This window comes from Streptococcus sp. SGI.013 (genome assembly GCF_050315295.1).
Lineage (GTDB): Bacteria > Bacillota > Bacilli > Lactobacillales > Streptococcaceae > Streptococcus > Streptococcus porcorum.
This window is the reverse complement of sequence record NZ_JBNPOS010000035.1, coordinates 1-17,498: the sequence shown is the minus strand read 5'-3', so window position 1 is coordinate 17,498 and position 17,498 is coordinate 1. Positions and strand designations below refer to the sequence as shown.

At 39.0% G+C, this 17,498-nt stretch carries 19 protein-coding genes; 16 read left to right on the top strand and 3 right to left on the bottom strand.

The window, feature by feature from the left end; genetic code table 11:
* Positions 1-132 (top strand): LPXTG cell wall anchor domain-containing protein (locus ACQRDX_RS08040; protein WP_427895886.1); only part of this gene is annotated, 132 nt, incomplete at its 5' end.
* A 93-nt stretch (positions 133-225) separates the two neighbouring features.
* On the opposite strand, the gene ACQRDX_RS08035 is transcribed toward ACQRDX_RS08040, so the two are convergent.
* Both ACQRDX_RS08035 and ACQRDX_RS08030 read right to left on the bottom strand, forming a co-directional pair.
* A complete protein-coding gene (locus ACQRDX_RS08035; RefSeq protein ID WP_354367603.1) occupies positions 226-837 on the bottom strand; it encodes a TVP38/TMEM64 family protein in 612 nt (203 codons plus the stop codon).
* Between the two features lie 93 nt (positions 838-930).
* Entirely contained in the window at positions 931-1,656 is a 726-nt protein-coding gene (locus tag ACQRDX_RS08030) for a DUF554 domain-containing protein (protein WP_427895866.1), read from the bottom strand.
* 163 nt (positions 1,657-1,819) lie between these two features.
* On the opposite strand from ACQRDX_RS08030, the gene ACQRDX_RS08025 reads away from it, so the two are divergent.
* From ACQRDX_RS08025 to ACQRDX_RS07960, 14 genes are all read left to right on the top strand, one after another.
* Positions 1,820-2,086 (top strand): ACT domain-containing protein, encoded by a 267-nt coding sequence (locus tag ACQRDX_RS08025; RefSeq protein WP_354367607.1) that lies wholly within the window; start codon positions 1,820-1,822, stop codon positions 2,084-2,086.
* A 14-nt stretch (positions 2,087-2,100) separates the two neighbouring features.
* Complete coding sequence (locus ACQRDX_RS08020) at positions 2,101-3,438, top strand: PFL family protein (protein ID WP_427895868.1); 1,338 nt, start codon at positions 2,101-2,103, stop codon at positions 3,436-3,438.
* Between the two features lie 97 nt (positions 3,439-3,535).
* Positions 3,536-4,237: a histidine phosphatase family protein gene (locus ACQRDX_RS08015; RefSeq protein ID WP_354367611.1), complete on the top strand. Its 702-nt coding sequence runs from the start codon at positions 3,536-3,538 to the stop codon at positions 4,235-4,237.
* On the top strand, positions 4,230-4,982 hold the full coding sequence (locus ACQRDX_RS08010) for a M15 family metallopeptidase (RefSeq protein WP_427895871.1): 753 nt from the start codon (positions 4,230-4,232) through the stop codon (positions 4,980-4,982). Before ACQRDX_RS08015 ends, ACQRDX_RS08010 begins: the two co-directional genes overlap by 8 nt.
* Entirely contained in the window at positions 4,979-5,566 is a 588-nt protein-coding gene (locus tag ACQRDX_RS08005) for a glycoside hydrolase family 73 protein (RefSeq protein ID WP_354367615.1), read from the top strand. Before ACQRDX_RS08010 ends, ACQRDX_RS08005 begins: the two co-directional genes overlap by 4 nt.
* Before the next feature lie 241 nt (positions 5,567-5,807).
* Complete coding sequence (hrcA, locus tag ACQRDX_RS08000) at positions 5,808-6,842, top strand: heat-inducible transcriptional repressor HrcA (protein WP_354367617.1); 1,035 nt, start codon at positions 5,808-5,810, stop codon at positions 6,840-6,842.
* A 32-nt stretch (positions 6,843-6,874) separates the two neighbouring features.
* Positions 6,875-7,405, top strand: a complete 531-nt coding sequence (grpE, locus tag ACQRDX_RS07995) for a nucleotide exchange factor GrpE (RefSeq protein WP_354367619.1) — start codon at positions 6,875-6,877, stop codon at positions 7,403-7,405.
* A gap of 206 nt (positions 7,406-7,611) precedes the next feature.
* Entirely contained in the window at positions 7,612-9,435 is a 1,824-nt protein-coding gene (gene dnaK, locus ACQRDX_RS07990) for a molecular chaperone DnaK (RefSeq protein WP_354367621.1), read from the top strand.
* A gap of 631 nt (positions 9,436-10,066) precedes the next feature.
* Positions 10,067-11,209 carry a molecular chaperone DnaJ gene (gene dnaJ / locus ACQRDX_RS07985; RefSeq protein ID WP_427895874.1) on the top strand — a complete coding sequence of 381 codons (1,143 nt, stop codon included), beginning with the start codon at positions 10,067-10,069 and terminating at the stop codon, positions 11,207-11,209.
* Positions 11,210-11,331: 122 nt separating this feature from the next.
* Complete coding sequence (locus ACQRDX_RS07980) at positions 11,332-12,237, top strand: helix-turn-helix domain-containing protein (RefSeq protein WP_427895876.1); 906 nt, start codon at positions 11,332-11,334, stop codon at positions 12,235-12,237.
* A 238-nt stretch (positions 12,238-12,475) separates the two neighbouring features.
* Complete coding sequence (gene truA, locus ACQRDX_RS07975) at positions 12,476-13,225, top strand: tRNA pseudouridine(38-40) synthase TruA (protein ID WP_354367627.1); 750 nt, start codon at positions 12,476-12,478, stop codon at positions 13,223-13,225.
* Positions 13,215-13,979, top strand: coding sequence for a bifunctional hydroxymethylpyrimidine kinase/phosphomethylpyrimidine kinase (locus ACQRDX_RS07970; protein ID WP_427895878.1), 765 nt, complete (start codon positions 13,215-13,217; stop codon positions 13,977-13,979). The genes truA and ACQRDX_RS07970 overlap by 11 nt, the downstream gene beginning before the upstream one ends.
* Positions 13,966-14,427 carry an ECF transporter S component gene (locus ACQRDX_RS07965; RefSeq protein WP_427895880.1) on the top strand — a complete coding sequence of 154 codons (462 nt, stop codon included), beginning with the start codon at positions 13,966-13,968 and terminating at the stop codon, positions 14,425-14,427. Before ACQRDX_RS07970 ends, ACQRDX_RS07965 begins: the two co-directional genes overlap by 14 nt.
* 12 nt (positions 14,428-14,439) lie before the next feature.
* The gene (locus ACQRDX_RS07960; protein WP_427895888.1) at positions 14,440-15,003 is read left to right on the top strand and encodes a TIGR01440 family protein; all 564 of its coding nucleotides are present in this window, start codon (positions 14,440-14,442) and stop codon (positions 15,001-15,003) included.
* Positions 15,004-15,163: 160 nt separating this feature from the next.
* Here ACQRDX_RS07960 and ACQRDX_RS07955 read toward each other — a convergent pair whose 3' ends face one another.
* Complete coding sequence (locus ACQRDX_RS07955; protein WP_427895882.1) at positions 15,164-15,991, bottom strand: mechanosensitive ion channel family protein; 828 nt, start codon at positions 15,989-15,991, stop codon at positions 15,164-15,166.
* Between the two features lie 182 nt (positions 15,992-16,173).
* Between ACQRDX_RS07955 and tig the strand changes: the two genes are divergently transcribed.
* Positions 16,174-17,457 (top strand): trigger factor, encoded by a 1,284-nt coding sequence (gene tig, locus ACQRDX_RS07950; RefSeq protein WP_427895884.1) that lies wholly within the window; start codon positions 16,174-16,176, stop codon positions 17,455-17,457.
* Positions 17,458-17,498: the final 41 nt, after the last annotated feature.

The following is a 17,498-nucleotide window of genomic DNA, read 5'->3' as shown; positions in this document are numbered from 1 at the left end:
GCTAAATCAACGCTTAAATCACTTCCAAATACAGGTGAAGAAGCGAATACTTCAGCTCTTCTTGCAGGTTTAGGTCTATTGACAGGAGCAGGTCTCCTTTCAAAACGTCGCAAAAACGATGGTAACAACTAAATAGGTTTTGACATAATATCTCCTCAAAACTTATTATAAAAAGAAATCGCTAGAGTTTTCTCTAGCGATTTTTTGTTTGTTTATTTATTTATTTTAAACAAAGTGATTGATGGCGATAAGGCTTTGGTAAGTGAGATAAGTATAAAGATAAAGAGTTGCTGGTTTTGATAGGAGGGTGATGACTATAAAGCGTTTGAGAGACATTTTACTTAAGCCAGCAACCATGCAAAGAAAATCATCAGGAAATCCAGGTAGGATAAAGGCTGTGGCTAAAAACCAATCAAAGTAATTCCCTTTATCTAAATAAGGAATATATTTGTCGTAGGTCTCTTGGGAGACAAATGCCTTTGCAAAAGATTCTCCATATCGACGGGCTAACAAGAAAGCTAAAATAGATCCAAGGAATATTCCTGTGAAGTTAAAAATAAAACCATAGAGGGGGCCAAAAAGAGCATGCCCGACAACACAGGTAAGACCCCCAGGGATAAAGGGATAAATCACTTGTATGATTTGAATAAGGATGAAAATCAGAGGTCCCCAGATTCCGATGCGATGGAGAAAACTTTGAAATGGTCCTCCAACAGCAAAAATATTAGGATTAGACTTGATATAGATGGCACCAATAAGTGCTAGCACAATCCCTAAAATCGTGATGACTTGGATGATTTGTTTGTGGTTTAATTGATTTTGTTTCACTTTTTCCATAACAATAACCTCTTTTTCTTACCTCTATTGTATCATTTTAGTAGTACAACGAAATCAGACTTAAGACTGATTTTTTAAAGAGGGAGGTTACTTTTACAGTAAGGGTAAGATGATATTAGTCCAAATCCAACTACAAGGAAGGATTAAAATCATAGCAGGAATCATGTCTGCGGAAGGAAAGAGCTTGATATTGGCGATACGAAAGCCTGTGGCTAACATTAAAAATCCTCCGCAGGCCTTAAAGTCTGCGATCATATCAGGGGTAGTCAGAGGAAGAATCAGCTTCGCTAATAAAAATAGGCTATAAAAAATAACAAACTGGGGTAGGGCGATACTTGAGACGACAAAGCCGAGATTGGTGGCAAAGATAGCAGCAGTAAAAAAGTCTAAGATAGACTTAGAGATTAAAAGACTGGAGTCCCCTGTCATTCCAGCTTCAAGGCTGCCATAGATTCCTGTTCCACTAATGCAAAATAAGACAATAATAGTGACAAGTTGATTAAGCTTGTCCTTGTCTAAGGTATTTTCTTGATGAGGAAGAAGTTTGCTCATCACCTTTTGCATCCTAATGCCCATTTGATAAACGAAGTCTCCAAAATGAAGAGCAAGACCGATGCTTGTTCCAATGACAATAGCAAAGACAACGGCTGGCATAGCTTTCATTTGAGTGATAGAAGCTATCCCCATTCCCATCGAACAAATGGCAAAAATAAGATTAATCTGAGTTTTAAATTCTTCTTTAAGGTGGTGACCCAGAAAACCACCAGCTATTCCCCCTAAGATAATGGATAGGCTGTTGATAATAATCCCAGTAGGCATAAAATTCTCCTTTTAGATGTTATTTTATCATGGTGGAAAGGGAAATCCAATCTTTTTTTGAGAAAAGAGAAACTATTGTTGTAAAATACAGAACGTTTTAGTTAAAAGTGGTATTTTTTGTTCGTTTATGATAAAATAGTTAAAAACTTTTTGGAGGTTGAAAATGAAGGCAATTATTACAGTGGTTGGACGCGATAAGGCAGGAATTGTAGCGGGAGTTGCCACTAAGGTAGCGGAGTTGGGTCTAAATATTGATGACATTTCACAAACGGTATTGGATGACTTCTTTACGATGATGGCTATTGTGTCATCGGATGAGAAAAAAGATTTTACACACTTACGTTCAGAATTAGAAGCTTATGGCGATAGCTTGAATGTTAAAATCAATATTCAAAGTGCAGCAATTTTTGATGCCATGCACAACTTATAAGATAGGAGATACTCATGGACATTAGACAGGTTACTGAAACAATTGCGATGATTGAGGAGCAAAATTTTGATATCCGTACCATCACGATGGGAATCTCATTGTTAGATTGTATTGACCCTGATATTGATAAGGCTGCAGAAAAAGTTTACCAAAAAATTGTCACAAAGGCGCAAAACTTGGTAGCTGTTGGAGATGATATTGCAGCAGAATTAGGGATTCCAATTGTGAATAAGCGTGTTTCAGTGACGCCGATTTCATTGATTGGTGCAGCAACGGATGCGACGGACTACCTTCCTTTAGCACATGCACTGGACAGAGCTGCTCAGGAAATTGGAATTGATTTTATTGGTGGTTTTTCCGCTCTGGTTCAAAAAGGTTATCAAAAAGGAGATGATATCCTTATCAACTCTATTCCACGAGCCTTGGCAGAAACGTCCAAAGTGTGTTCGTCAGTCAATATCGGATCGACCAAGACAGGAATTAACATGACCGCTGTTCGTGATATGGGGCGGATTATTAAGGAAACAGCAGAGGCTTCTGATATGGGAGCTGCAAAACTAGTGGTGTTTGCGAATGCTGTTGAGGATAATCCTTTTATGGCAGGGGCCTTCCATGGTGTTGGTGAAGCTGATGTAGTGATCAACGTTGGCGTATCTGGTCCAGGAGTGGTGAAGCGTGCTCTTGAAAAAGTTCGTGGTGAAAGCTTTGATGTGGTGGCAGAAACAGTCAAAAAAACAGCCTTTAAGATCACCCGTATTGGTCAATTGGTTGGACAAATGGCGAGTGAGCGCCTAGGAGTTAAATTTGGGATTGTTGATCTTTCGCTTGCTCCAACTCCAGCTGTAGGTGACTCTGTTGCTCGTGTTTTAGAAGAAATGGGATTAGAAACCGTTGGGACACATGGAACCACTGCTGCCTTGGCTCTTTTGAATGATCAGGTTAAAAAAGGGGGTGTCATGGCTTGTAATCAAGTTGGTGGGCTCTCTGGTGCTTTTATTCCTGTTTCAGAAGATGAAGGGATGATTGCAGCTGTCCAGTCTGGTTCTTTGAATCTTGAGAAGTTAGAAGCTATGACGGCTATTTGTTCTGTTGGGTTAGATATGATTGCCATTCCAGAAGACACACCGTCAGAAACCATTGCTGCCATGATTGCAGATGAGGCTGCTATCGGGGTTATCAATCAAAAAACAACAGCTGTTCGGATTATTCCGAAAGGAAAAGAAGGTGATATGATTGAGTTTGGTGGACTATTAGGAACAGCACCTGTTATGAAAGTTAATCAAGCCTCATCGGCAGACTTTATTGCGCGTGGTGGTCAAATCCCAGCACCAATTCATAGTTTTAAAAATTAAATTTTGATGACACTTGTTCTAGATACAAGTGTTTTTGTGTTAAAGAGAAGTGCTTTTTGTTATAATAGTGAAATAATGCCCCAAAGGAGAGAGACTTATGGTTAAGACACGTTTGTATATTGCTCGTCACGGGAAAACTATGTTTAATACAATTGGTCGTGCGCAAGGATGGAGTGACACCCCGTTAACAAAAGAGGGGGAAGCTGGTATTCGTGAATTAGGGCTTGGTTTAAAAGCTGCAGATATATCTTTTAAAGCTGCTTTTTCAAGTGATAGTGGACGAACAATCCAAACCATGGGGATTATCCTTGAGGAGACAGGCTATCAAGACCTCCCTTATACTTATGATAAGCGAATTCGTGAGTGGTGTTTTGGTAGTCTTGACGGTGGATATGATGGGGAGCTTTTTCAAGGTGTACTCCCAAGAACCAAAGCTTTCCAAGATGGGCGTGATTTAGAAGATATTTCTTATGAAGAAATTGCGAATAGTATAGTAGAGGTAGATACTGCTAATTGGGCAGAGCCTTGGGAGATTTTACGTCACCGTATTTACTCAGGATTTGAAGATATGGCAAAATCTATCCAAGCATCTGGTGGTGGCAATGCTATTGTTGTCAGCCATGGTATGACCATTGGTACTTTTTTATGGTTGATTGACCATCATCAGAAAAAACAAATGATTGAAAATGGTAGTGTCACAGTGGTAACCTATGAAGATGGTCAATTTACCATAGAGGCTGTTGCCGATTTATCTTATAGACTAAAAGGGAGAGAGATGTTAGAAAAGAAACATGACTAAAAAAATAATCAGGTTGGTATTAGGATTGGGGATTGTGATTACGTTTTTAACCTCAATTTTCTACTTTATAAAAGGGGAGCAACCAACGACTGCTAAAACAAGTCAATCAACAACTGCAAAAAGTAGCACGGTGCAGACAACTCAGTCCAAGTCAGCTACAACAAGTACCTTACCAGATGTTTCCTCTAGCGATTGGGAGCTGATTTTAGTAAATAGAGATCATATCACTGCAGAGTTGAATCCTGAGTTAGCGACTGTCGGAAATATTCAAGTGGATGCTAGAATTGCGGATGCTGTAGAGCAATTTTTAGTAGCAGCTCAAGCACTAGATTCGGCTGAACATTTGATTTCTGGTTATCGTAGTGTAGCTTATCAAGAGCAAGTTTATGAAGGTTATGTGCAACAGGAAATGGCAACAGGCCTTAGTCGTGAAGAGGCAGAAAAAAAGGTTCAAACCTACTCACAGCCTGCAGGGGCGAGTGAGCATCAGACGGGTCTTGCAATTGATATGAGCACTGTAGATAGTCTTAATCAAAGTGACCCTGCTTTAGTAGAGAAAGTGAAAGCTTTAGCGCCACAATATGGCTTTGTTTTGCGTTTTTCTGATACAACACAAGATGAGACAGGAATTGGTTATGAGGATTGGCATTATCGTTATGTTGGAAAAGAGTCAGCAGCTTATATGACAGAGCATCATCTTTCTCTGGAAGCTTATTTAGATTTGTTAAAGGAGAATGGTAAATGAGAAAAAAGGTTAGCTTACGTTTTTTAGGTATTGTAATAACAAGCCTTGTTTTCTTTTTCCTCTTGCCTTTGGCATTAAACCATGAGAGACCCTTAGCGCAAAAAAGTATGGGAACCAGATACACAGAGAAACAGTTTATAGAAATGGTCTTACCTTATGCTAAAGAACTATCTGACAGTTATGGTGTGAGAACCTCTATTATATTAGGGCAAGCTTGCTTAGATTCGGGTTATGGGAACTATCTTTTAGCCGTAAAATATCACAATCTTTATGGTATAAAAGCTTCTTTTGGGGAACCTCACATTGAGTTAAGTACCAAGGTTTATGTTAACAGCAAGTGGACTCAGGCGACAGAAGACTTTGTGGTTTATAAATCTTATGAGGAAGCCATGACTTCTTATATGGAACTGTTGCGTGGTGGAACTTATTGGAGTGCAGATTTATATAAGAATGTTGTCACAGCTAATAGTTATCAAAATGCAGCACAAGTTTTACAAGATGGAGGATACTCAACCGATCCCGATTATGCTAGTAAGTTAGTTAAGCTTATTAAAAAACATAGCTTGGACAAATATGATCAGTAAAAAACAGCTTTAGCTGTTTTTTATATTGAGTAGGTTTCATTGTTTATAGAGCGGCATATAGCTGATAAGATTCTATTTTCAAGAAAATCTCGGTCTCTAGACGGATTTTTAGCACTCTTTATAAAAGAGTGCTAATTTTTTGAGTTTTTCGCTTGACTTTATTTGGCTAAGGAGTATAATAGAAACATAAAGTTAGCAGTCGCGGTGGTAGAGTGCTAACGAGAGATAGGAGGCGAGTCAAGTGATCACTCAACGTCAAAGTGATATTTTAAATCTGATAGTTGATATCTTCACGCAAACTCGTGAGCCTGTTGGTTCAAAAGCACTTCAGGCCTCTATCAACTCCAGTAGTGCAACGATCAGAAATGACATGGCAGCTTTAGAGAAGATTGGTCTTTTGGAAAAAGCACATACTTCAAGTGGTCGCTTGCCTAGTCAGGAAGGTTTTCGTTATTTTGTTGAACACTCCTTGACTTTGGATCAAATCGATGAACAAGATGTTTATCAAGTTGTAAAAGATTTTGATCATGAGTTTTTCAAATTGGAGGATATTTTATCACAGGCAGCTCAGACTTTATCGCAACTAACAGGTTATACGGCGGTTGTATTGGATGTGGAGCCTAGTCGTCAAGTCTTAACTTCTTTTGAGGTAGTGAAACTCAGCCATCACGATGCTCTGGCAGTTTTGACGCTAGATGATACCACCCCTGTAACGGTTCAATTTGCGATTCCTAAAAGTTTCTTAGATAGTGACTTGAATACTTTGAAGACGGTAGTCATTGAACGATTTGTGGGTGAGCGTGTCTTAGATATTCATTATCGTCTAAGGACAGAGATTCCTCAAGTGATGCAACGTTATTTTAAGCGGACAGATCATGTCTTGGATTTATTTGATTATATTTTTTCTGCTATGTTTAGAGAAAATCTTATATTGGCAGGAAAAGGAAATGTTCTCACCTTTGCAGGTTTAGAGACTTATCAGTTTTTGGACAATGATCAAGCCTTAGCACTTGAAATTCGTTCTAGCTTAGACCAAAATCATAAACAAGCTGTTCAGATAGCTGAAAGTAAGGAAGAAAGTTTGTCAGACTTGACAGTGATTCATCAGCATTTTCTTATTCCTTATAGGGGACTTGGGATTATTACCTTGATTGGTCCAGTTGAGTTGGATTATCGTAGAATTATGAGTTTGATGAATATTATTGCTCAGGTATTAACGGCTAAGTTGGGAGACTTTTTCCGCTATCTTAATAGCAATCACTACGAGGTCAATTAAATAGTAAAATTAGAAAATAAAGAGGTAATAGCGTGTCAGAAGAAATTAAAAACGAAGAAGTTGTTGAAGAAGCAGTTGAGGCGGCAGCAGAAGAAGTCGCTGAAGAAACAGCTGAAACAACAGAAAAATCAGAACTAGAGCTTGCTAACGAACGTGCAGATGAATTTGAGAACAAGTACTTGCGTGCTCATGCAGAGATGCAAAATATCCAACGTCGTGCTAACGAGGAGCGTCAAAGCTTACAACGCTATCGTTCACAAGACTTGGCGAAAAAAGTGTTACCAAGCTTAGATAACCTAGAGCGTGCACTTCAAGTTGAAGGCTTATCAGATGATGTCAAAAAAGGGATTGAGATGGTACAAGAAAGTCTGATTCAAGCTCTCAAAGAAGAAGGGGTTGAAGAAGTTGTTGTTGACACTTTTGACCATAATCTTCATATGGCTGTTCAAACTTTACCAGCAGATGATGATCACCCAGCAGATACTATCGCAGAAGTCTTCCAAAAAGGTTACAAACTTCACGATCGTCTCTTAAGACCAGCTATGGTTGTGGTCTATAACTAAACGAAAATTTGACCGAAATGTCATGCACAGTAGTTTGCAACCAATCGCTTCGTCGAGAGGCTCTTAGCTCTTGGGCAAATCTTGTGTCGGTAACTTTAAGGTCGCTAAAGCGACAAGAGTTACTCGAAAACTATGAAAAAACCTCGTCTGCAATGACGGTAAACTATGAATGAATAAAAAGAAAACTAAAATAAGAGGTAAAACACATGAGTAAAATTATCGGTATTGACTTAGGGACAACAAACTCAGCAGTTGCAGTTCTTGAAGGAACAGAAAGCAAAATCATTGCAAACCCAGAAGGAAACCGCACAACTCCGTCTGTTGTGTCTTTCAAAAATGGTGAAATCATCGTTGGTGACGCGGCAAAACGCCAAGCAGTAACCAACCCAGATACCATTATCTCTATCAAATCAAAAATGGGAACGTCTGAAAAAGTTTCAGCAAACGGTAAAGAATATACACCACAAGAAATCTCAGCCATGATTCTTCAATATCTTAAAGGCTATGCAGAAGATTACCTTGGTGAAAAAGTCACTAAAGCGGTTATCACCGTTCCAGCTTACTTCAATGATGCCCAACGTCAAGCAACTAAAGATGCTGGTAAAATTGCTGGTCTTGAAGTAGAACGTATCGTCAACGAGCCAACTGCAGCAGCCCTTGCTTATGGTTTGGACAAGACAGACAAAGACGAGAAAATCTTGGTATTCGACCTTGGTGGTGGTACTTTCGACGTTTCCATTCTTGAACTTGGTGATGGTGTCTTTGATGTACTTGCAACAGCAGGTGACAACAAACTTGGTGGTGACGACTTTGACCAAAAAATTATCGACCACATGGTGGATGAGTTCAAAAAAGAAAATGGTATTGATTTAGCAGCTGATAAAATGGCACTTCAACGTTTGAAAGATGCGGCTGAAAAAGCGAAAAAAGATCTTTCAGGTGTCACTTCAACGCAAATCAGTTTGCCGTTCATCACTGCAGGTGCAGCAGGTCCGCTTCACTTGGAAATGACATTGACACGTGCTAAATTTGATGAATTGACACACGATCTTGTAGAGCGTACAAAAACACCAGTTCGTCAAGCACTTTCAGATGCAGGCTTGTCTATTTCAGAAATTGATGAGGTTATCCTTGTTGGTGGTTCAACACGTATCCCAGCCGTTGTAGAAGCTGTTAAAGCTGAAACTGGTAAAGAGCCAAACAAATCTGTTAACCCTGACGAAGTGGTTGCTATGGGTGCGGCTATCCAAGGTGGTGTCATCACTGGTGATGTGAAAGATGTCGTTCTTCTTGATGTTACTCCATTGTCACTTGGTATTGAAACAATGGGTGGTGTCTTTACAAAACTTATCGATCGCAACACAACTATCCCAACGTCTAAATCACAAGTCTTCTCAACTGCAGCAGACAACCAACCAGCCGTTGACATCCACGTGCTTCAAGGTGAGCGTCCAATGGCAGCAGACAACAAGACTCTTGGTCGCTTCCAATTGACAGATATCCCAGCAGCACCTCGTGGTATCCCACAAATCGAAGTAACATTTGACATTGATAAAAACGGTATCGTGTCTGTAAAAGCTAAAGATCTTGGTACACAAAAAGAACAACATATCGTGATCAAGTCTAACGACGGTCTTTCAGAAGAAGAAATCGAGCGTATGATGAAAGATGCAGAAGCTAACGCAGAAGCAGATGCAAAACGTAAAGAAGAAGTTGACCTTCGCAATGAAGTGGATCAAGCTATCTTTGCCACAGAAAAAACGATCAAAGAAACTGAAGGTAAAGGTTTTGACACAGAACGTGACGCAGCACAAGCGGCTCTTGATGAGTTGAAAGCTGCTCAAGAAGCTAACAACCTTGATGATATGAAGGCAAAACTTGAAGCCCTTAACGAAAAAGCACAAGCACTTGCTGTTAAAATGTATGAGCAAGCCGCAGCAGCTCAACAAGCCCAAGCAGGTGCAGAAGGCACACAAACTGCTGATAACGCAGGCGATGACGTCGTGGATGGGGAATTCACTGAGAAGTAAGGTAAGATGTGAGAGCGGTAAAAGAACAACAGAAAAATAAAAACTTGACACTGAATACTTGTATTCAAGGAGAGTTATCTTGTTTCCGAAGTTCTTAGCTTGAATTCAATTCTCATCTTCTTGAGAATAGAAAACATTAGTCAATCAAGATTCCAATCACAGAGGTTGCAACCCAGCCTCTGTTTTTGGGTAAATACCCTTCTAACTTTTACAGAATTGAATATACCTACGACTCTGTGGGAAAGTCAAAAAGTCTGGGGATAGACTTTTTGAGGAATGCCTGTCGCTCCTTATTTTTCTTTGAGTCGCTTAACGGCTTAATATCTTTACAGAAAGGAAAGTGTTCGTAATCGAACACGGGCTACTTTCTATATTCTAAAGAAAGGAATACAAGTTCGGTAATTCGAACACAGGCTAAAAACCTAGTGAAAAATATAAACTTCCTAGTGTGTTTTACACACTGCGTCAGTTTGCTGTGTTCACTTTTCCAAAACCATGATAGAAAGGAAAGTGTTCGTAATCGAACACGGGCTACGGACTGTGCCCAAAAGATAGTTTTTCCTAGGACGGTGGCGTCCTGCGTCAAAACTCCTATTTTGGCTGTGTCCGCTTAACGCCCTTAGTATCTTATATGAACAATACTGAATTTTACGATCGTCTGGGGGTATCTAAGGATGCTTCTCAGGACGAGATAAAAAAAGCTTATCGTAAGATGTCTAAAAAGTATCACCCCGACATCAATAAAGAGCCTGGTGCTGAACAGAAGTATAAGGATGTTCAGGAGGCTTATGAAACCCTAAGTGATAGTCAAAAACGTGCTAACTATGATCAATTTGGCGCTGCAGGAGCTCAAGGAGGCTTTGGTGGAGGAGCTGGTGGTTTTGGCGGTTTTGATGGAGCTGGTGGTTTTGGTGGTTTTGAGGATATCTTCTCAAGTTTCTTTGGAGGTGGAGGTGCTAGTCGTAATCCGAATGCTCCTCGTCAAGGAGATGATCTTCAATATCGTGTTGATCTAACATTTGAAGAAGCGGTTTTTGGTGCTGAAAAAGAGGTGCGTTACCATCGTGAAGCATCTTGTCACACTTGTGATGGGTCAGGTGCTAAACCGGGGACTAGCCCTGTCACTTGTGGGCGCTGTCATGGATCAGGAGTTATTAATGTTGATACTCAAACCCCACTTGGTATGATGCGCCGTCAAGTCACCTGTGATGTCTGTCATGGTACTGGTCAAGAAATTAAAGATCCATGTCAAACCTGTCGTGGTACTGGACGTGAGAAACAAGCACATAATGTTTCAGTGAAAATTCCAGCAGGGATTGAAACTGGGCAACAAATTCGTTTATCAGGACAAGGTGAGGCAGGCTATAACGGTGGTCCTTATGGTGATCTTTACGTTGTTGTGAATGTTTTAGCAAGCGATAAATTTGAACGAGATGGCTCAACAATTTACTATAGTTTGAACTTATCATTTGTTCAAGCAGCTCTTGGGGACACTGTAGAAGTTCCTACTGTCCATGGTCCAGTTGAGTTAGCTATCCCAGCAGGAACACAAACTGGTAAGACCTTCCGCCTTAGAGGAAAAGGGGCACCACGACTACGTGGTAATGGTCAAGGTGATCAGCATGTAACAGTAACAGTTGTGACTCCAACTAAGCTCAATGACGCACAAAAAGAAGCGTTAAAAGCTTTTGCAGCAGCGGGTGGAGATAAAGCAGTCCATCCTAAGAAAAAAGGCTTCTTTGATAAAATGAAAGATGCTTTTGAAGGAGAGTAGAGCTTAAGCTCTGCTCTTTTTTGAATTTAACAGCGTTGTTCAGATGCTTCTCTTTTGTTATAATGGATATAACAGTGTAATAATTATGAAAAGTTTCAGAAAAATTTAAAAAAGAGAGGTTGATGATGGATACGTTAAAGAAAAGGTTGGGTAGACGAATTAGGGAAGCGAGGGAGAAAAGCAGTTTATCGCGTGAACAACTTTGTCGAGATGAGAGTCAATTGACAGTAAGGCAGTTGGCTAGAATTGAATTAGGGCAATCTCTTCCCACTATTGTTAAATTAAAGTATATTTCAGATATCTTAGAAATGGATATGGTTGATTTGCTAGAAGGCGATAACCTGACTATTCCCGAATCCTACTTTGAATTAAAATATAAATTATTGAAGTTTCCAAGTTATGGAGATTCTGAGAGAATGCAACAAAAGTCAGAGCTAATTACTAGTATTTATGATACTTATATGGATATCTTACCTGAAGATGAGCTGTTTACTTTGGAGCTATTAGAAAATATCCAAGAGCATCGCATTACAGGTAATAGCGTAGAAGCAGAAGTGATTTTTGAAGATTACTTCTCACAATTATTAACTAAACAACACTACCAGTTGAATGATCTTTTGTTGTCAAGTTATTATTTGATTCAGTGTTTAGATAGAGGGGGAAATGAGGAGCATATTTTTACAATTATAAAAACGATACTTTCGCAACAAACTAGAAGTTGTGATGATTATAATTTTGCTCTTTTAGGTGCTCTATCTGCTATTGCTGATTTCTATGTTGTTAATGAGCATTTTTCTGATATTGGTTATTTGGTAGAAAAAATGAATAGCGTAATGGAACTCACACGGCAACATAGTCTAAAACCAGTTGTTACTGTTTTAGAGGCTAAATATTATCTTCTAGTCTGTAAAGATTTTACACATGCTAAAAAGCTATATGATTTGGCAATTTTTCTTGCACAAACTTTTGGAGATGAAGTTTTGGCACAGGGGATTGCTCAAGAAATGAAAAAAGATGGGCTAACATGACATTTATGTCATGTTCAAATACTAAAAACTACTTTACAATAGTCTTATCATCTAATAGGAGGTAAGCATTATGAAAAAGAGTTCAGTGATTAACAGTATCTTGATGTTTAGTATTTTTTTCTTTTTACTTGGCTAATCAATCTAACTTCCTTCACTTTCGGAGGGAGTTTTTTTGTCCCCGTACAGTTTTTATGAGAGTCTCTTGTTCTGCTATTTTTAGAGTGTTATAATGAATAACATGACAAGATATAAAGCAATTGTTTCTTATGATGGCTCTGCATTTTCTGGCTTTCAGCGCCAGCCTCATGCACGTAGCGTTCAGGAAGAAATAGAAAAAACATTAAAAAGACTAAATAGTGATCAAGAAGTGACGATCTATGGTGCAGGGCGAACGGATGCTGGTGTCCATGCATACGGTCAAGTCATTCATTTTGACCTGCCACAATTACGAGATGTTGAGAAATTACGTTTTGGCTTAGATACGCAGTGTCCAGAGGATATTGATATCGTTAAGGTTGAGGTAGTTGATGAGCAATTTCATGCAAGGTACAATAAACATAGTAAAACTTATGAATTTCTTGTGGATAGTGGCCGTCCTAAAAATCCTATGATGCGCCATTACGCAACTGCCTATCCTTATCCTTTAGATTTGGCTTTAATGCAAGAAGCTATTCAAGATTTGATTGGAACACATGATTTTACAGGTTTCACTGCATCAGGTACCAGTGTTGAAAATAAGGTCAGGACAATCACAGAAGCCAGTGTTCGTCAGGGAGATAGTCCTCAGTTTTTTATCTTTACCTTCAAAGGAAATGGTTTTTTATACAAACAGGTAAGAAATATGGTTGGAACCCTTTTAAAAATCGGAAATGCTCGTATGCCAGTATCACAAATTAAGACAGTCTTAACATCAAAAAATCGTGATTTAGCTGGACCAACTGCGGCTCCAGAAGGTTTGTATTTAAAGGAGATTAGCTATGAAGAATAAATTTATTTTGGCTCTATCGGGAAATGATATTTTCAGTGGTGGGGGCTTACACGCAGATTTGACGACCTATACTGTTAATAAATTGCATGGCTTTGTAGCTGTGACGTGTTTGACAGCAGTAACGGAAAATGGTTTTGAGGTTTTCCCAACCGACAAAGGGATATTCTCGGCCCAATTAAGCAGTTTGAAAGATGTTGATTTTTCAGCTATTAAGATTGGCCTTTTGCCAAATATTGAAATCGCACAAAAGTCTTTGGACTTTATCAAAAGCCATTCTGACTGTCCAGTTGTTTTAGATCCTGTTTTAGTGTGTAAGGAAAATCATGACTTGGAAGTGAGTCAGCTAAGAGATGAGTTGATTAAGTTTTTCCCATATGTGACTATTGTCACGCCAAATTTAGCAGAAGCGCAGCTTTTGACCCAAACAAGGATTACAAATCTTGAGGAGATGAAAGCTGCAGCTAAAATCTTATACGATTTAGGAGCTAGACATGTTGTCATTAAGGGGGGGAATCGTTTCCATCAAGAACAAGCGACTGATGTCTTTTATGACGGTCAAGATTACAAGATATTAGAATATCCTGTTTTGCCACAAAATAATATTGGAGCAGGTTGTACCTTTGCTTCAAGTATTGCCAGTCAACTGGTTTTAGGAAAATCTGTCTTAGAAGCCGTTGCTGTATCTAAAGACTTTGTTTATCAAGCGATTCAATCATCTGATCAGTATGGAGTGGTACAATATGAAGAAAACTAATATCAATTTGCTAGCACAATTGGCTATTATTACAGCGCTAAGTATTATTTTGGGGATTTATGTCCAAATTAAGACACCGACTGGTTTTCTAACCTTGTTAGATGCTGGGATTTATTTTAGTGCTTTTTACTTTGGTAAAAAAGAAGGTGCTATTGTCGGTGCTTTATCTGGTTTTTTGATTGACTTGATTTTAGGTTATCCTCAGTGGATGTTTATCAGCTTATTGGCACATGGGGGACAAGGTTACTTTGCGACATGGCATAAAAACAAAGTACTTAGCTTAAGTATCGCTTCTCTTGTGATGGTAGGGACCTACTTTTTATTTTCTATTTTCTTTTATAATTTAGGAGAGGCTCTTTCAGGAGTTTTAGGAAATGTGATGCAGAATTTTGTTGGAATGGCAGTTGGTTATTTCTTAGCTCGCATCTTAAAGGAACGTGTAGGATAGGAGGAGTCTGTGATGGATTTACAACGGTTAGAAAAAGAAACTAGAGCACTTATTTTAGACATTCTTGATCGATCAAAGATTAAAGCTAACCATATTTTTGTTTTAGGGTTATCTTCTAGTGAAGTGGCTGGTGAAATCATTGGGACGGCTTCGAGCCAAAAAATAGGTGAAGTGATTGTAAAGACTTTGTTGAATGAGCTAACCCCGCGTGGGATTTATTTAGCGGTTCAAGGTTGTGAACATCTCAATCGAGCTTTGGTAGTAGAGCGTCAATTAGCAGAAGATAAAGATCTTGAAATCGTCAATGTTTTACCCAACCTTCATGCGGGAGGCAGTGGTCAATTGGCGGCCTTTAAGTATATGTCAGATCCAGTTGAGGTGGAAGAAGTGGTTGCACATTCTGGTTTAGACATTGGGGACACTTCCATTGGGATGCACATCAAACGTGTCCAAGTTCCGCTTAGACCAATTTATCGTGAGTTGGGCGGTGCTCATGTGACTGCTCTAACCACACGACCTAAGTTAATTGGTGGGGCAAGGGCTACTTATCATGATGATCCTATTAGAAAATACTAAGAGAGTGAAAAAAACGAAAAGTAAGTAAAGAAATAGGCTATAAAAGACAGTTAAGATGTCTTTTCTAGCCTATTTTTATTTAGGTTAAAGTAGCGGTGCCTTGATCAGTTGTGAGTGCTTTTGATGTTGTTCTTAATAAAGTAAACTCTGAAATGTGTCTCTAGGTGACGGGGTCTGATGGTGTGATAAGATTTTGTTCCTTTAGGGCCTCTTGGTAGAGTTTATAAAAAGTATAGTAAATCTCGTTTTGTTTTCCATTTTCAGTGATAATGTCAATTCTAAAAACAAAAGTCCCTGTTGTTGTCGTTCGGCCGCCAAGGATAATAGGACTACCGATGATTTCTGGATAGTGTCCGACTTCTTTCTGATTGACTTGGTGAATAACGTCAGTAACCTGTTCTAAGTCAGAATCAAAAGGGAGAGGGAGGTCGATTTGAGCCTTCATTTGCCCACGTGATTGGTTGCCGACAATGGTGATATTTCGATTTGGGATAAAGTAAACCGTGCCATCGACACTTTTAACCTGAGTTGTTCGCAAGCCAACACTGGTAACAGTCCCTGTAATGGTGGAGACTTGTATGCTGTCACCAACATCGAATTGACGTTCAAAAAGGATAAAAAATCCATTAACAAGATCGGTCAAAAAACCTTGTGCTCCAAGGCCCACAGCTATTCCAGCTATTCCTGCACCAGCAAGAAGGCTAGATATAGGCAATCCTAATAGAGATAAAATCCAATACAGGACAAAGAACCCTAAAGTGTAGTCCATCACATTTTGGGATAATTTAATAAGAGTTTCTTGTCGTCCCTTGGTTTGACCAGAGAAGTTAACCGATTTAACGATGGTTTTTTTAAAGGCATAGTGGGCAAAACGCTTGACTAAACTATAAGCTATCAGTAAAGCTATAACAGCTAATAATTTTGAGGTAAGAGAAATAGCTAAACTTTCAATGTCAAGGCTATTCCAGTATTTTGTGATAAATGACATAATTCCTCCTTTGATTATAGTTTAGCAAAAAAAAGCTTCTACGTGTTCCTGTAGAAGTCTGAGTAAAAAAATAGAAGAAAAAGTTTGTTCTTAAAGGTGAAACAAGATAAAAAAAGTTTGAATTTACTATTAAATGTGATAAAATGAAAGGTGAAATAAAATTTTTAAGGAGAATTGACTTAATGTCTACATCATTTGAAAACAAAGCGACAAACCGTGGTGTGATTACCATCACGATTGGTCAAGATAAAATCAAACCAGCCCTTGACCAAGCTTTTAATAAAGTAAAGAAAGATTTGAATGTGCCAGGTTTCCGTAAAGGTCATATGCCACGCCCTGTCTTTAACCAACGTTTTGGTGAAGAAGCACTTTTTGAAGATGCTTTGAACAGCATTTTGCCATCAGCTTATGCTGCAGCTGTTGAAGAGCTTGGACTTGATATCGTTGCACAACCAAAAATTGACGTGGTTTCAATGGAAAAAGGTCAAGACTGGACAGTAACAGCTGAAGTTGTGACAAAACCAGAAGTTAAATTGGGTGACTATAAAGACCTTGAAGTTTCTGTAGAAGTTTCAAAAGAAGTTACTGATGAAGAAGTTGATGCTAAGGTTGAACGTGAGCGTAATAACTTGGCTGAACTTGTTATTAAAGATGGAGCTGCTGAGCAAGGCGATACTGTTGTGATTGACTTTGTTGGTTCAGTTGACGGTGTTGAATTTGACGGTGGTAAAGGCGATAACTTCTCACTTGAACTTGGTAGTGGTCAATTCATCCCAGGTTTTGAAGACCAATTAGTTGGTGCAAAAGCTGGTGAAACAGTTGAAGTAAACGTTACTTTCCCAGAAGATTATCAAGCTTCAGATCTTGCAGGTAAAGCAGCTAAATTTGTGACAACTGTTCACGATGTTAAAGCTAAAGAAGTTCCTGCGCTTGATGATGAATTAGCAAAAGATATTGATGATGAAGTGGCAACACTTGATGAATTAAAGGCTAAATATCGTAAAGAGCTTGAAGCAGCAAAAGAGATTGCATTTGATGATGCAGTAGAAGGTGCGGCGCTTGAGTTAGCAGTTGCAAACGCTGAAATCGTTGAATTGCCAGAAGAGATGGTTCACGAAGAAGTACACCGTGCTATGCAAGAGTTCATGGGTAATATGCAACGTCAAGGAATCTCTCCTGAAATGTACTTCCAATTAACAGGTACAAGTGAAGAAGACCTTCACAAGCAATACGAAGCAGATGCAGATCGTCGTACACGCACAAATCTTGTGATTGAAGCAATTGCTAAAGCAGAAGGTTTTGAAGCATCTGAAGAAGAGATTGAAAAAGAAATCACTGACTTGGCTACTGAGTACAAAATGCCAGTTGAACAAGTTCGTTCACTTCTATCAGCTGACATGTTGAAACATGATATCGCAATGAAAAAAGCAGTAGAAGCGATCACAAGCACTGCTAAAGTGAAGTAATAAAACGATAAAAGATTGGAATGCTCCAGTCTTTTATTTTT

Excerpts from the sequence above, each read along its gene's own strand:
- ACQRDX_RS08035 (WP_354367603.1), bottom strand. The coding sequence starts at position 837 with ATGGAAAAAGTGAAACAAAATCAATTAAACCACAAACAAATCATCCAA.
- ACQRDX_RS08030 (WP_427895866.1), bottom strand. The coding sequence starts at position 1,656 with ATGCCTACTGGGATTATTATCAACAGCCTATCCATTATCTTAGGGGGA.
- ACQRDX_RS08025 (WP_354367607.1), top strand. The coding sequence starts at position 1,820 with ATGAAGGCAATTATTACAGTGGTTGGACGCGATAAGGCAGGAATTGTA.
- ACQRDX_RS08020 (WP_427895868.1), top strand. The coding sequence starts at position 2,101 with ATGGACATTAGACAGGTTACTGAAACAATTGCGATGATTGAGGAGCAA.
- ACQRDX_RS08015 (WP_354367611.1), top strand. The coding sequence starts at position 3,536 with ATGGTTAAGACACGTTTGTATATTGCTCGTCACGGGAAAACTATGTTT.
- ACQRDX_RS08010 (WP_427895871.1), top strand. The coding sequence starts at position 4,230 with ATGACTAAAAAAATAATCAGGTTGGTATTAGGATTGGGGATTGTGATT.
- ACQRDX_RS08005 (WP_354367615.1), top strand. The coding sequence starts at position 4,979 with ATGAGAAAAAAGGTTAGCTTACGTTTTTTAGGTATTGTAATAACAAGC.
- dnaK (WP_354367621.1), top strand. The coding sequence starts at position 7,612 with ATGAGTAAAATTATCGGTATTGACTTAGGGACAACAAACTCAGCAGTT.
- dnaJ (WP_427895874.1), top strand. The coding sequence starts at position 10,067 with ATGAACAATACTGAATTTTACGATCGTCTGGGGGTATCTAAGGATGCT.
- ACQRDX_RS07980 (WP_427895876.1), top strand. The coding sequence starts at position 11,332 with ATGATGGATACGTTAAAGAAAAGGTTGGGTAGACGAATTAGGGAAGCG.
- truA (WP_354367627.1), top strand. The coding sequence starts at position 12,476 with ATGACAAGATATAAAGCAATTGTTTCTTATGATGGCTCTGCATTTTCT.
- ACQRDX_RS07970 (WP_427895878.1), top strand. The coding sequence starts at position 13,215 with ATGAAGAATAAATTTATTTTGGCTCTATCGGGAAATGATATTTTCAGT.
- ACQRDX_RS07965 (WP_427895880.1), top strand. The coding sequence starts at position 13,966 with ATGAAGAAAACTAATATCAATTTGCTAGCACAATTGGCTATTATTACA.
- ACQRDX_RS07960 (WP_427895888.1), top strand. The coding sequence starts at position 14,440 with ATGGATTTACAACGGTTAGAAAAAGAAACTAGAGCACTTATTTTAGAC.
- ACQRDX_RS07955 (WP_427895882.1), bottom strand. The coding sequence starts at position 15,991 with ATGTCATTTATCACAAAATACTGGAATAGCCTTGACATTGAAAGTTTA.
- tig (WP_427895884.1), top strand. The coding sequence starts at position 16,174 with ATGTCTACATCATTTGAAAACAAAGCGACAAACCGTGGTGTGATTACC.